This window comes from Methylobacterium currus, assembly GCF_003058325.1.
Classification (GTDB): Bacteria; Pseudomonadota; Alphaproteobacteria; order Rhizobiales; family Beijerinckiaceae; genus Methylobacterium; species Methylobacterium currus.
Window position 1 is genome coordinate 2471987 of record NZ_CP028843.1, and the last position, 13150, is coordinate 2485136.

The window sequence follows — 13150 nt, forward strand, 5'->3', positions numbered from 1 at the left end:
TAGACCGGGCGCATGAGCGAATCGAGCCCCATCGGCCATGGCGGCCGCCTCACCATCGACCTCGCGGCCCTGCGGGCGAACTGGCGCCGCCTCGCTCAAGCGGCGGAATGCCCGGAGACCGCGGCCGTCATCAAGGCCGACGCCTATGGTTGCGGCATCGCCCGCGCCGCACCGGCCCTGTGGCAGGAAGGCTGCCGCACCTTCTTCGTCGCCCACCTGTCGGAGGGCGTGAGCGCCCGGGAGGCGGTGCCGGAGGCGGCGATCTACGTGCTCAACGGCTTCCCGCCGGGCAGTGCGCCGGCCTACCGGGCCGCGGATCTGCGGCCCGTGCTCGGCTCACGCGACGAGATCGCCGAGTGGGCGGCGGCGAACCGCGCCGAGGGCGTGAGGCGTCCGGCGGCTTTGCATGTCGATACCGGCATGAACCGCCTCGGCCTGTCGGTGCCGGAGGGGCTGGCGCTCGCCGGCGACCCGGTCGTGGCCGAGGCCGGCTTCGACCTGCTGATGAGCCATCTGGTCAGCGCCGAGGTCGAGCACGATCCCCTCACCGACCACCAGGCGGCGGAGTTCGCGCGGGTGCGCGAGGCCTATCCGGGGATCCGGGCCTCGCTCGCCAATTCCTCGGGCGATTTCCTGCCCTCCTGCCGCGCCGACCTGGCGCGGCCGGGCTACGCCCTCTACGGCGGCAACCCGCAGCCGGGCCGTGACAACCCGATGCGCCCGGTGGTGCGGCTCGAGGCCGGCATCCTCCAGGTCCGCGAAGTCGCGGCCGGCGCGACCGCCGGCTACAACGCCCGCTGGACCGCGCGGGGCCCCCGTCGTCTCGCCACCCTGTCGCTCGGCTACGCCGACGGCTTTCCCCGCGCCTCCACTGGCCGCGGCGAGGCCGTGGTCGGCGGCGTGCGCTGCCCCTTCGTCGGCAACGTCTCGATGGACCTCATCATCCTCGACGTCACCGAGGCGCCGCACGACGCCCTGCGCCGCGGCGCGCCCGCGACCCTGATCGGCGATGGGCTCGACCTCGACATGGTGGGGCGCCATGCCGGCACGATCGGCTACGAGATCCTGACCAATCTCGGCCGGCGCTACGAGCGGGTGTATCGGGGGTGATCGTTCGAAAATCCGGTACGGCTCCGCCGCGGCCCATGCGTCCCGCACCTTTCGAAAAGACGGTTTTGCTCGCGCGCGGTTGGCGCTAGGCTCCGGCCCGACAAGGCCGGGGCGCGAGACCCCGGCGACGGGAGGAACCGCGCATGGACTTCACCCTCTCCGAGCGGCAGCGCCACTGGCGCGACCGGGTCCGGGCCTTCATGGACGAGCATGTCCGCCCGGCGGTGCCGACCTACAAGGCCGAGATGGAGGCCTTCGGCACCGACCGCTGGCAGCCGGTGCCGGTGATCGAGCGCCTGAAGCCGAAGGCCCGCGAGGCCGGCCTGTGGAACCTCTTCCTGCCCCCCTCGCCTCAGCACGATGACGGCGAGTTCCGCGGCGCGGGGCTGACCAACCTCGACTACGCGCTCTGCGCCGAGGAGATGGGCCGGATCCAGTGGGCCTCCGAGGTGTTCAACTGCTCGGCGCCGGATACCGGCAACATGGAGGTGCTGCACCGCTACGGCACCAAGGCGCAGAAGGAGCGCTGGCTCACGCCCCTGATGGCGGGCGAGATCCGCTCGGCCTTCCTGATGACCGAGCCGGACGTCGCCTCCTCGGACGCCACCAACATCGAGACCCGGATCCGCCGCGACGGCGACCATTACGTCATCAGCGGCCGCAAGTGGTGGTCGTCCGGCGTCGGCGACCCGCGCTGCGCGGTCGCCATCGTGATGGGCAAGACCGACACCAGCGCGCCCCTGCACCAGCAGCAATCGCAGATCCTGGTTCCCCTCGACGCGCCGGGGATCGAGGTGGTGCGGATGCTGCCGGTCTTCGGTTACGACGACGCGCCGCACGGCCACGCCGAGGTGATCCTCAACGACGTGCGGGTGCCGGCCGAGAACCTGCTGCTCGGCGAGGGCCGCGGCTTCGAGATCGCGCAAGGGAGGCTCGGGCCGGGGCGCATCCACCATTGCATGCGCACGATCGGGGTCGCCGAGGAGGCGCTGGAGAAGATGGCCAAGCGCCTGCTCGGCCGCGTCGCCTTCGGCAAGCGCATCGCCGACCACTCGGTCTGGGAGCAGCGCATCGGCGAGGCCCGCACCGACATCGAGATGACGCGGCTCCTCTGCCTCAAGGCGGCGGACATGATGGACAAGGTCGGCAACAAGGGGGCCAAGCTCGAGATCGCGATGATCAAGGTCGCGGCCCCGCGTATGGCGCTGAAGATCATCGACGACGCGATCCAGGCCCATGGCGGCGCCGGCGTCAGCAGCGATGCCGGCCTCGCCTATTCCTACGCGCGCATCCGCACCCTGCGCCTCGCCGACGGACCGGACGAGGTCCATAACCGCTCGATCGCCCGGCTGGAACTGGCGCAGTACGGCAACCGCGAGCGGCCGAAGGCCTGACGGCACGGAAGGACGATCGCCCGCGCGGACGGCCCGGTCGGAGAACGGGCTTGTCGCGCGGACGACATTTAAGCAAGACGATGCTTTTGACGGCGCGGAAAAGGCCCCGGATACTCGGGGTCAACCGCGCCGCCCGCCCGGGCGATGCCGGCTCTTCTTGCAACAAGACGAGCAAGGACCCGCCATGACGCAGCAGACCACGCAGCAGACGCCCGAGCCGATCCGCTTCGCCTATTGGGTGCCGAACGTCTCCGGCGGCCTCGTCATCAGCAAGGTCCCGCAGCGCACGTCCTGGGACGCCGACTACAACCGGGAGCTGGCGCGCCTCGCCGAGCGGGCGGGCTTCGACTACGCCCTGACCCAAGTTCGCTTCACCGCCGGCTACGGCGCCGAGTACCAGCACGAATCGGTCGCCTTCAGCCACGCGCTGCTCGCCGCGACCGAGCGCCTGAAGGTCATCGCCGCGATCCTGCCCGGACCCTGGAACCCGACGCTGGCGGCGAAGCAGGTCGCCACGATCTCGCAGCTCACCGGCGGGCGCATCGCCGTCAACATCGTCAGCGGCTGGTTCTCGGGCGAGTTCCGGGCGATCGGCGAGCCCTGGCTCGACCACGACGAGCGCTACCGACGCTCGGAGGAGTTCATCCGGTCCCTGCGCGGGATCTGGACCCAGGATTCTTTCTCCTTCCGGGGCGATTTCTACCGCTACACCGACTACACCCTGAAGCCGAAGCCGGCCGAGCCCCTGCCCGAGATCTTCCAGGGCGGCTCGTCGCGGGCGGCGCGCGACATGGCGGCCCGGGTCTCCGACTGGTACTTCACCAACGGCAATACCCCGGAGAACATCCGCGCCCAGGTCGACGACATCCGCCACAAGGCGGCGGCGGAGGGACGGAGCGTGAAGATCGGCGTCAACGCCTTCGTGATTGCCCGCGACACCGAGGAGGAGGCCCGGGCGGTGTTGCGAGAGATCATCGACCAGGCCGACCCCGAGGCGGTGCGCGCCTTCGGCCACGAGGTGAAGAATGCCGGTGCCGCCTCGCCGGAGCGCGAGGGCAACTGGGCCAAGTCGAGCTTCGAGGACCTGGTCCAGTACAATGACGGCTTCCGCTCGAACCTGATCGGCACGCCGGACCAGATCGCCGAGCGCATCCTGGCGCTCAAGGATGCGGGCGCCGACCTGGCGCTTCTCGGCTTCCTGCACTTCCAGGAGGAGGTGGCGTATTTCGGCGAGCAGGTGATCCCGCGGGTGAGGGCGCTGGAGGCGGCGCGGGCCGAGCGGAAGGCGGCGGCGTGACGAGGCGGACCACCGCCCAGATGAACCGCAATTTAATCGACCTGCTCCACCGTTGATCCGATCATCGGGCCCGTTGAAACGGCGGCCCGGTCATGACTCTCCTCTGCTCCTGCACGACGGCGCTCCTTCTCCCGCTCGTCGCCGTGCAGGCCTTCGCGGCGGAGGGGAGCCGGACGCGGGGGCTGACCGAGCCGGTCTACGTCCGTCCGATCTACGGCGCCTACCGCCAATGCGGCGGCGCCTGCCTCAAGAGCGGCAGCCTGTCGTGGTTCTGCGGCGCGCATCAGCAATGCAGCCTCGATTGCGCGACCGCGCCGCCTGTCCGCCGCTGCGCGTCGCCATAGATCCGGAGGGCGGGACACGAGGAGGCACCCATGACCGAGGCGAGTGCGGGACCGGTCCACGCCTTCCTCACCGGCCGCGGCCGCGACGGACGCGGGCGCAGCCTCGCCGAGGTGCTGGCCTTCGACGATGCCGGCATCGAGGGCGTTCACGACGTCATCCAGTGGCTGTTCCCGCTCGCCGAGCCGAGCCGGGCGGTACCGGGAGCGCCGGTGCTCGGAGCGGCGGAAGCGGCCGCGATCCGGGCCGATCCGGCGGCGCGGGCCGGATTCCTGGCCGCGCGCGACCGGATGCTGCGCTTCTATGCCGGGACCGATGGCTGGCTCACGGCCCTCGACCACAACCATCTGCGGATCACCCGCATTCTCACCGCCCTGCGCGACCTCGCCGGGCTGGAGGAGGCCAAGGCCTTCCACGCCGCCGTTCTCCGCCTCAACGACAGGGCAGGCTCCCCGGTGAACCCGGGAAGCCTCGAATACGGCGGAAGGCGGTCGAGGCCTAAGCAGGCTTGCGTTTGAGGCCAACGCAAGCCTGCTTCGGTTCTTGTTTTGTCGCCGATTTTTATCGCAAGACCGGCAACCGCTTTTGCGAAGTCTGCCTAGAAGAACGCCTGCAGCCCGGTCTGCGCCCGGCCCAGGATCAGGGCGTGGACGTCGTGGGTGCCCTCGTAGGTGTTCACCGTCTCGAGGTTCTGGGCGTGGCGCATCACGTGGTACTCGCCCATGATGCCGTTGCCGCCGTGCATGTCGCGCGCCTCGCGGGCGATGGCGAGCGCCTTGCCGCAATTGTTGCGCTTGACCAGCGAGATCATCTCCGGCGCCATCCGGCCCTCGTCGAACAGCCGCCCGACCCGCAACGAGCCCTGGAGGCCCAGCGCGATCTCGGTCTGCATGTCGGCGAGCTTCTTCTGCACCAGCTGGGTCTGGGCGAGCGGCCGGTTGAACTGCTTGCGGTCGAGCGTATATTGCCGCGCCCGGTGCCAGCAATCCTCCGCGGCGCCCAGCGCCCCCCAGGAGATGCCGTAGCGCGCCCGGTTGAGGCAGCCGAACGGCCCCTTCAGTCCCGAGACGTTGGGCAGCAGCGCCGATTCCGGCACCTCGACCCCGTCCATCACGATCTCGCCGGTGACCGAGGCGCGCAAGGACAGCTTGCCCTTGATCTTCGGCGCCGACAGCCCCTTCATCCCCTTCTCCAGGATGAAGCCGCGGATCTGGTTGTCATGGGCCGGCGACTTGGCCCAGACCACGAACACGTCGGCGATCGGGGCGTTCGAGATCCAGGTCTTGGCGCCCGACAGCCGGTAGCCGCCGTCAATCTTGTCGGCCCGGGTCTTCATGCCGGCCGGATCCGAGCCGGCATCCGGCTCGGTCAGGCCGAAGCAGCCGACGAATTCGCCCGAGGCGAGCTTGGGCAGGTATGTCTTGCGCTGGGTCTCGTCGCCATAGGCGTAGATCGGGTACATCACCAGCGAGGACTGCACGCTCATCATCGAGCGGTAGCCGGAATCGACCCGCTCGACCTCGCGGGCGACGAGGCCGTAGGCGACGTAGCTTGCTCCGGCGCAGCCATACTCCTCCGGCAGGGTGACGCCGAGCAGGCCCAGCTCGCCCATCGCGTTGAACAGCGAGCGGTCGGTCTTCTCCTCGGCATAGGCCTCGACGATCCCGGGCAGCAGGCGCTCCTGCGCGAAGCTGCGGGCGGAGTCGCGGATCAGGCGCTCGTCGTCGGTGAGCTGGTCGTCGAGCAGGAACGGGTCGTCCCACCGGAACGCGCCGCGGGTCCCCTCATGGGGCTTCACCGGGCTGAGATTGGTCTGGGTCGCGACCGCGGCGGACGGGGCGTTCATCTCGTCTCCTCCTTGCATTTCGGGCGGGACGTTACCTCGGGTGCGCCGGCTTCGCCAGGATGCGAAACCGCATTCCGCACGCGTCAGCCATGCGGGCAGACAGGGGCTACCGAGCGGACTACTTCACCTGCTGCTTGTCGAGCTTGCGGGCCAGCGTGCGCCGGTGCATCCCGAGCCGGCGCGCGGTCTCCGAGATGTTGAAGTCGGTCTCGACCAGGGTCTGGTGGATGCGTTCCCACTCGAGCGTCTTGATCGAGGTCGGCCGGCCGTCGAGGGAGACGTCGACGTCGCCTTCCGCCTTGGAGAACGCCGCCTCGATGTCGTCGGTGTTGGCGGGCTTGGCGAGGTAGTGGCAGGCGCCGAGCTTGATCGCCTCGACCGCCGTGGCGATGCTGGCATAGCCCGTCAGCACCACGGTGAGGATGCCGGGATCGTGGTCGTGCAGCGCCTTGACGCAGGCCAGGCCCGATTCGCCGTTGAGCTTCAGGTCGACCACGGCGTAGGTCGGGGCGCGCTCGGCGAGCAGGGCCTCGAGGGCGGCTAAGCCGGCCAGGCTCACCACCGTGTAGCCGCGCCGCTCGAACGAGCGGGTCAGGGTGGCGGCGAAGCGCTCGTCATCCTCGACGATGACGAGCAGGCGGTCCTCGTCGGGCATCTCACACCGTCAGGCTCGAGAGCGGCAGGCTGATGGTCACGACGGCGCCTCCATAGCTGCGGTTGCGGGCCTCCACCGTGCCGCCGAGCTTGCGCACGACGTTGACGACGAGGAACAGCCCGAGCCCGCCGCCGAGGCGGCCCTTGCTCGATGTATAGGGCTGGCCGAGCCGCGCCAGCATCTCGGGCGCGAAACCCGGGCCGCGATCGGTGACGGAGAGCCGCAGGGTGTCGCCGTCGCGCCAGGCCGCCAGCTCGACGAAGTTCGGCGACAGGTCGAGGGCGTTGTCGAGGACGTTGAACAGCACCTGCTTGAGAGCGGTGTCGGAGACGATCTCCACGTCCTCGCCGAACTCGTCGCGGACCTGCAGGCAGAAGCAGGAGCGCATCCGCCGCCAGTCGCCGACGAGCTCGTCGACGAAGCCGCGCACGGTGGTAAGGTGCGGCGCCTCCCCGCGGGCGGCGCCGGCGGCGAGCAGGATGCCGGTGACGATCGCCTTGCAGCGCCCCACCGCCTCCTGCATCTCCTCGATCTCGCGGGCGATGTCGGGGGAGGCGGTCAGTTCCGGCATCCGGCGCCAGTCGCCGAGGATCACCGAGAGCGAGGAGAGCGGCGTGCCGAGCTCGTGCGCGGCGCCGGAGGCGAGAAGCCCCATCCGGACGATGTGGTCCTCCTCCGCCGCGCGCTGGCGCAGGTCGGCCAGCCGCGCATCCTGCCGGCGCAGGTTGCGCGAGATGCGGGTGACGAACACCGCGATGAGCGCGGCGTCGATCACGAAGGCCACCAGCATGCCGACGAGGTAGAGCCGCAACAATTCGTTGCTGTCGCCCGGCGGCAGCACCAGCGGCCGGTAGGCCAGCATCAGCACGCCGAGCGCCGCGGTGGTGATGGCGACGAGGCCGATCGTCGCCCGGCTGCTCAGCAGCACCGCCGCCAGGGTCAGCTGGAGCAGGAACAGCGAGGTGAACGGGTTGGTGGCGCCGCCGCTCAAGGAGAGCTGCAGCGTGAGCGCCACCACGTCGAGGAGGAGGGCGACGAACAGCACGCCCTCGGTGACGCCGCCGCCGCGGGCGATCCAGCCCAGGCTGACGAGGTTGAGGAGGACGAGCCCGGCGAGCACCACCGCCATGGGCCCGAGCGGCAGCGCGATGCCGAGCCCTGCTTGCGCCACCGCGATGGTGACGACCTGGCCCGCCACCGCGATCCAGCGCAGCTGCACCAGGAGCAGCAGGTTCTGGCGGCCGCCGTCATGGTCCTCGGGGCCGCCGGATTCGCCGAGCCCCGCCAGGGAGCCGATGCCGAGATGCCGCGCGGCGGCGACGAGGGTGGCGCGGGCGGTGCGGCGAAGGTCAGGCCGGCCGGTCATGGCTGTGCCGACCGCCTCGTGAGCCCCCGAGCCCTCCCCCGCAGAGGGGGGAAGGTTCTCGCCCGTGCGCCTTGTCTGGAATCCATCCGACTCCGAATCCGCTTCACCGCTCGCGCAAGGCCCGATAGGCCGCATAGCCCGACAACGCCGCCAGCCCGAACCAGGTCAGCGCGTAGATCAGGTGGTGGTTGCGGAACGCCACGACGGTCAGCCCGCCGACCGGAGCACCCGGCCGGTTGCCGGAGGCATCCGCGTCGATGAAGTAGGGCGCCACCGGGCCGAGGCCCCTGGCCTGCGCAATCGCCGCGACATCGCGGGAGTACCAGCGGTCCCGGGCCGGATCGTTGCTGCGCAGGAAGCCGCCGCCGGGCTCCGGCAGGCGCAGCAGGCCCGTCACCGTCACGACCTCCTCCCCGCCCGGCGGGGCCTGCCAGTCCGGGGGCACGAAGCCGCGATTGATCAGGATCGTGTCGCCGGCCTCCGTGACGAGGGGGACGAGGAGCCAGGAGCCGGCGCCCTTCTCGGTCACCGCCAGGATGCGGACGGCGCGGTCGGGAAGAAAGCGGCCCTGCGCCGTGACGCGGCGGTACTCGTCGGCGTCGCGGGAGAGGGCCGGCCATTCGGCCCGGCCGGGCGCCGGGACGGGCGGGCTCGCGAGCCGCGCCTCGACCCGGGCGATGAGGTCGAGCTTCCAGGCCCGGCGCTCGACCTGCCAGATCCCGAGCCCCACGAACAGGGCGGTTGCCAGGAGCGAGAGCGCCACCAGCAGGAGGCGCTTGCGCCGGGGCGGAGCCGCCCCGGCCGTGAGCGATCGATCGTCGCCCGTCGTCACGGCATGGCGCGCATGTCGCTCGGCGACATCGGCATCATGTTGGTGTTGAGGTGGTACATCACCCAGAGCGAGCCCGAGAGCGCGATCACCACCAGCACGATGGTGAAGATCAGCGCCATCATGGTCCAGCCGCCTTCCGAGCGCGCGTTCATGTGCAGGAAGTAGACCATGTGGACCACGATCTGCACGACCGCGAAGGCCATGATGACCAGCGAGGTGACGCGGGGATCGGTGAAGACCTCCGCCATCACCAGCCAGAACGGGATCGCCGTCAGGATCGCCGCCAGGACGAAGCCGGTGATGTAGCCCCGGCGCGAGCCGTGGCCGGCCTCGTGATGATCGTGGACGACCTCGACATGCACGGAGCCGGAATGGACGCCGTCGGAAGCGGGAGCGCGGGCGCTCATGTGAGGGATCCCATCAGGTAGACGAAGGTGAAGACGCCGATCCAGATCACGTCGAGGAAGTGCCAGAACATGCTCAGGCACATCAGCCGGCGGCGGTTGGCCGGGATCAGGCCGCGCTGGTGCACCTGCACCATCAGGGTCACGAGCCAGATCAACCCGAAGGTGACGTGCAGGCCGTGCGTCCCGACCAGGGTGAAGAACGACGACAGGAAGGCGCTGCGCTGGGGCGTGGCGCCCTCGTGGATCAGGTGGGCGAACTCGAACAGCTCGAGGCCGATGAAGCAGAGGCCGAAGACCCCGGTGATCGCCAGCCAGCGCTGCGTCATGCGCTGGTCGCCCTTCTCCATCTCCAGCATCGCGAAGCCGTAGGTGATGGAGGAGAACAGCAGCATGGCGCTGTTCACCGCCACGAGCTTGAGATCGAACAGGTCCGCGCCGGACGGACCCGCCGCATAGTTCCGCCCGAGGACGCCGTACGTCGCGAACAGGATCGCGAAGATCAGGCAGTCGCTCATCAGGTAGAGCCAGAACCCGAGCATGGTCCCGCCCTCGGCGTGACCGTGCTCGTCGTCCGAGACGTAGAAGTGCAGCTCGGCGTCGTCTGCCGCGGCCGGGTGTGACTGTGCCATGGCGGAGTCCTCAGGCCTTCACGAGAGCGAGCGTGCGGGTGCGCTCGGCCTCGGTCCGCGCGACCTCGTCGGCGGGGATGTAGAAGTCGCGGTCGTAGTTGAAGGTGTGGATGATGGTCGCCGCGATCACGCCGACGAAGGAGATCGCCGCCAGCCACCAGACGTACCACACCATGGCGACGCCGAAGACGGTGGCGATGGCGGCGATGATCACGCCCGCGCCGGTGTTCCTGGGCATGTGGATGGCCTTGTAGCCCTCCAGCGGACGCTTGTAGCCGCGGCTCTTCATGTCCCACCAGGCATCGCCGTCATGCACCATCGGGGTGAAGGCGAAATTGTAGGCCGGCGGCGGCGAGGAGGTCGCCCATTCGAGGGTGCGGCCGCCCCAGGGATCGCCGGTCAGGTCGGCGAGCTGCTCGCGCCGCAGGACGCTGACGGCGAACTGGACGATCATCGCGCCGATGCCGCAGGCGACGAGGAGGGCGCCGAAGGCCGCGATCACGAAGAGCGGCTGGTACTCGGTGCCGGCAAACGAGCTCATCCGCCGGGTCACGCCCATCAGGCCGAGGATGTAGAGCGGCGTGAACGCCACCCAGAAGCCGACGACCCAGCACCAGAACGAGACCTTGCCCCAGAACGGGTCGAGGCGGAAGCCGAAGGCCTTCGGCCACCAGTAGTAGATGCCGGCGAAGAGGCCGAACAGCACGCCGCCGATGATCACGTTGTGGAAGTGCGCGACCAGGAACAGCGAGTTGTGCAGCACGAAGTCGGCCGGGGGCACCGCCAGCAGCACGCCGGTCATGCCGCCGATCACGAAGGTCAGCATGAAGGCGACCGTCCACATCATCGGCAGGTCGAAGCGGATCCGGCCGCGATACATGGTGAACAGCCAGTTGAAGATCTTCGCTCCGGTCGGGATCGAGATGATCATCGTGGTGATGCCGAAGAACGAGTTGACGCTCGCCCCCGACCCCATGGTGAAGAAGTGGTGCAGCCAGACCAGGTAGGACAGGATGGTGATGACCACCGTGGCGTAGACCATCGAGGCGTAGCCGAACAGGCGCTTGCCGGAGAAGGTCGAGGTCACCTCGGAGAAGATGCCGAAGGCCGGCAGCACCAGGATGTAGACCTCGGGGTGACCCCAGATCCAGATCAGGTTCACGTACATCATCGGGTTGCCGCCGAGATCGTTCGTGAAGAAGTTGGTGCCGACGTAGCGGTCGAGGGTGAGCAGCGCCAGCACCGCGCCGAGCACCGGGAAGGAGGCGACGATCAGGATGTTGGTGCAGAGCGAGGTCCAGGTGAAGACCGGCATCTTCATCATCGACATGCCGGGCGCCCGCATCTTGACGATGGTGGCGATCAGGTTGACGCCGGACAAGGTCGTGCCGACGCCCGCGATCTGCAGCGCCCAGATGTAGTAGTCGACCCCGGTGCTCGGCGAGTAGGCGATGTTCGACAAGGGCGGATAGGCGAGCCAGCCGGTGGCCGCGAACTCGCCGACGAACAGCGACATCATCGTCAGGATGACGCCGCCGGCGGTCATCCAGAAGCTGAAGTTGTTGAGGAACGGGAAGGCGACGTCGCGGGCGCCGATCTGCAGCGGCACCACGAAGTTCATCAGCCCGGTGACCAGCGGCATCGCCACGAAGAAGATCATGATCACGCCGTGGGCGGTGAAGATCTGGTCGTAGTGGTGCGGCGGCAGGAAGCCCTCGGCGCCGCCATGGGCGATCGCCTGCTGCGAGCGCATCAGCACCGCGTCGGCGAAGCCGCGCAGCAGCATGACGAGGCCGAGGACCATGTACATGATCCCGATCTTCTTGTGGTCGACGCTGGTCAGCCAGTCGCGCCAGAGCGGGCCCCAGAGCTTGTAGCGGGTCAGCACGCCGAGGACGGCGAGGCCGCCCAGCGCGACGACGAGGAAGGTGACCACCACGATCGGCTCGTGGAGCGGCAGGGACTCGATGGTGAAGCGGCCGAACAGCAGCCGCCACCAGTGCGGATAGGCTTCGATCGGATTGTGCTCGGAATTCATGGCTCAGCCTGGAATGCGGATGTCTGTCGGGGTCCGGGCTCGTTCAGTTCAGGCGCGGGGTCGCGGCTGCGGCCTTGGCGGCCGAGGAGCCACCGAGCCCGTAGGCGTCGGCGGGGGTGCAGAGGGCGGTGACGAAGGTCGCCTGCTGGGTCGCGCCGGTGCCGCGGCGGACGGCCTTGTCGTAGGTGAGGCTCATGACGCTGTGCAGACCCTCGCGGCCGCCGCCGCCGCGGGCGTCGATCGCCGCCATGTCGTGCATGCACATCTTGGCGCGGTCGACGCACATGTTGAGGATCGCGTCGTAGAGGTCGGCGTCCACGGCCTTGTAGTGGCGCACCGGCTCCTTCTCGCTCGGGCGCTCGAGCTTCAGGTAGTCCGCCCGGGTGAGCGAGCCGCCATCCTGCTTGACCTTGTCGACCCAGGCGCTGAACGCGCCCTCGTCGACGCCCTTGAAGGTGAAGCGCATGTGCGAGAACCCGGCGCCGCTGTAATTGGCCGAGAAGCCCTCGTAGTCGCCGGCCTTGTTGATCACGGCGTTGAGCCGCGTCTGCATGCCCGGCATGGCGTAGATCTGGCCGGCGAGCGCCGGGATGAACAGCGAGTTCATCACCGAGGAGGAGGTGATGCGGAACTCGATCGGCCGGTCGACGGGCGCGGCGACCTCGTTGAGCGAGGCGATGCCCTGCTCGGGGTAGAGGAACAGCCACTTCCAGTCGAGGGCGACGACCTGGACCACCAGGGGCTTGCCCGAGACCATCGGGTCGCCGACACTCGACACGATCGGCTTCGAGGCGCTGATGCGGCTGACCGACCGGTAGGGATCGAGCAGGTGGGTGCCGAGCCAGGTGAGCGCGCCGAGCGCCACGATGATCAGCAGCGGGGCCGACCAGATCACCACCTCGAGACCAATCGAGTGATGGAAATCGGGGTCGTAGACCGCCTTCTTGTTGCCCTCGCGATAGTGCCAGGCGAAGGCGACCGTCAGCGCCATCACCGGCACGATGATGAGGAGCATCAGCACCGTGGAGGCGATCAGCAGGTTACGCTGTTGCAGCGCCACGTCGCCCGCGGGCGACAGGAGCACCATATTGCATCCTCCGGTGAGGAGGATGAACGGAAGGACGAGGAGGAGGCGCAAGTGTTTCACGGGCAGCCCGGACGATCAGCTTTCGGCACCTGTCCTGTACGCCCGGCGGGGCCCCCGCGGGATTGGACGTTTTGTCCAGGCCCCCAA

Annotated in this window: 13 protein-coding genes; 5 read left to right on the top strand and 8 right to left on the bottom strand. The window is 69.2% G+C overall.

The annotated features are described in order from the left end of the window. Nucleotides 1-12: 12 nt before the first annotated feature. From alr to DA075_RS11770, 5 genes are all read left to right on the top strand, one after another. Nucleotides 13-1110: an alanine racemase gene (gene alr / locus DA075_RS11750; RefSeq protein ID WP_099953380.1), complete on the top strand. Its 1098-nt coding sequence runs from the start codon at nucleotides 13-15 to the stop codon at nucleotides 1108-1110. A gap of 143 nt (nucleotides 1111-1253) precedes the next feature. Next, entirely contained in the window at nucleotides 1254-2504 is a 1251-nt protein-coding gene (locus DA075_RS11755) for an acyl-CoA dehydrogenase family protein (RefSeq protein ID WP_099953381.1), read from the top strand. Between the two features lie 184 nt (nucleotides 2505-2688). Continuing rightward, on the top strand, nucleotides 2689-3801 hold the full coding sequence (gene sfnG / locus DA075_RS11760) for a dimethylsulfone monooxygenase SfnG (protein ID WP_099953382.1): 1113 nt from the start codon (nucleotides 2689-2691) through the stop codon (nucleotides 3799-3801). 92 nt (nucleotides 3802-3893) lie between these two features. Beyond that, nucleotides 3894-4145 (top strand): hypothetical protein, encoded by a 252-nt coding sequence (locus DA075_RS11765; protein ID WP_099953383.1) that lies wholly within the window; start codon nucleotides 3894-3896, stop codon nucleotides 4143-4145. A 30-nt stretch (nucleotides 4146-4175) separates the two neighbouring features. Continuing rightward, on the top strand, nucleotides 4176-4661 hold the full coding sequence (locus tag DA075_RS11770) for an opioid growth factor receptor-related protein (RefSeq protein WP_099953384.1): 486 nt from the start codon (nucleotides 4176-4178) through the stop codon (nucleotides 4659-4661). An 80-nt stretch (nucleotides 4662-4741) separates the two neighbouring features. Here DA075_RS11770 and DA075_RS11775 read toward each other — a convergent pair whose 3' ends face one another. From DA075_RS11775 to cyoA, 8 genes are all read right to left on the bottom strand, one after another. Next, entirely contained in the window at nucleotides 4742-5989 is a 1248-nt protein-coding gene (locus tag DA075_RS11775; protein ID WP_232385662.1) for an acyl-CoA dehydrogenase, read from the bottom strand. A gap of 118 nt (nucleotides 5990-6107) precedes the next feature. Next, on the bottom strand, nucleotides 6108-6644 hold the full coding sequence (locus tag DA075_RS11780) for a response regulator transcription factor (protein WP_099953385.1): 537 nt from the start codon (nucleotides 6642-6644) through the stop codon (nucleotides 6108-6110). A 1-nt stretch (nucleotide 6645) separates the two neighbouring features. After that, nucleotides 6646-8010, bottom strand: coding sequence for an ATP-binding protein (locus DA075_RS11785; RefSeq protein ID WP_099953386.1), 1365 nt, complete (start codon nucleotides 8008-8010; stop codon nucleotides 6646-6648). A gap of 103 nt (nucleotides 8011-8113) precedes the next feature. Further along, nucleotides 8114-8842 carry an SURF1 family protein gene (locus tag DA075_RS11790; protein ID WP_420813135.1) on the bottom strand — a complete coding sequence of 243 codons (729 nt, stop codon included), beginning with the start codon at nucleotides 8840-8842 and terminating at the stop codon, nucleotides 8114-8116. Next, a complete protein-coding gene (gene cyoD / locus DA075_RS11795) occupies nucleotides 8839-9249 on the bottom strand; it encodes a cytochrome o ubiquinol oxidase subunit IV (RefSeq protein WP_099953387.1) in 411 nt (136 codons plus the stop codon). Before cyoD ends, DA075_RS11790 begins: the two co-directional genes overlap by 4 nt. Further along, nucleotides 9246-9878 carry a cytochrome o ubiquinol oxidase subunit III gene (gene cyoC, locus DA075_RS11800; protein WP_099953388.1) on the bottom strand — a complete coding sequence of 211 codons (633 nt, stop codon included), beginning with the start codon at nucleotides 9876-9878 and terminating at the stop codon, nucleotides 9246-9248. Before cyoC ends, cyoD begins: the two co-directional genes overlap by 4 nt. Before the next feature lie 10 nt (nucleotides 9879-9888). Further along, on the bottom strand, nucleotides 9889-11916 hold the full coding sequence (gene cyoB / locus DA075_RS11805; RefSeq protein ID WP_099953389.1) for a cytochrome o ubiquinol oxidase subunit I: 2028 nt from the start codon (nucleotides 11914-11916) through the stop codon (nucleotides 9889-9891). A 43-nt stretch (nucleotides 11917-11959) separates the two neighbouring features. Next, a complete protein-coding gene (gene cyoA, locus DA075_RS11810; protein WP_099953390.1) occupies nucleotides 11960-13063 on the bottom strand; it encodes a ubiquinol oxidase subunit II in 1104 nt (367 codons plus the stop codon). Between the last annotated feature and the right edge of the window lie 87 nt (nucleotides 13064-13150).

Excerpts from the sequence above, each read along its gene's own strand:
- DA075_RS11765 (WP_099953383.1), top strand. The coding sequence starts at position 3,894 with ATGACTCTCCTCTGCTCCTGCACGACGGCGCTCCTTCTCCCGCTCGTC.
- DA075_RS11785 (WP_099953386.1), bottom strand. The coding sequence starts at position 8,010 with ATGACCGGCCGGCCTGACCTTCGCCGCACCGCCCGCGCCACCCTCGTC.
- DA075_RS11755 (WP_099953381.1), top strand. The coding sequence starts at position 1,254 with ATGGACTTCACCCTCTCCGAGCGGCAGCGCCACTGGCGCGACCGGGTC.
- DA075_RS11770 (WP_099953384.1), top strand. The coding sequence starts at position 4,176 with ATGACCGAGGCGAGTGCGGGACCGGTCCACGCCTTCCTCACCGGCCGC.
- alr (WP_099953380.1), top strand. The coding sequence starts at position 13 with ATGAGCGAATCGAGCCCCATCGGCCATGGCGGCCGCCTCACCATCGAC.
- cyoB (WP_099953389.1), bottom strand. The coding sequence starts at position 11,916 with ATGAATTCCGAGCACAATCCGATCGAAGCCTATCCGCACTGGTGGCGG.
- cyoC (WP_099953388.1), bottom strand. The coding sequence starts at position 9,878 with ATGGCACAGTCACACCCGGCCGCGGCAGACGACGCCGAGCTGCACTTC.
- cyoD (WP_099953387.1), bottom strand. The coding sequence starts at position 9,249 with ATGAGCGCCCGCGCTCCCGCTTCCGACGGCGTCCATTCCGGCTCCGTG.
- sfnG (WP_099953382.1), top strand. The coding sequence starts at position 2,689 with ATGACGCAGCAGACCACGCAGCAGACGCCCGAGCCGATCCGCTTCGCC.
- DA075_RS11775 (WP_232385662.1), bottom strand. The coding sequence starts at position 5,989 with ATGAACGCCCCGTCCGCCGCGGTCGCGACCCAGACCAATCTCAGCCCG.
- DA075_RS11780 (WP_099953385.1), bottom strand. The coding sequence starts at position 6,644 with ATGCCCGACGAGGACCGCCTGCTCGTCATCGTCGAGGATGACGAGCGC.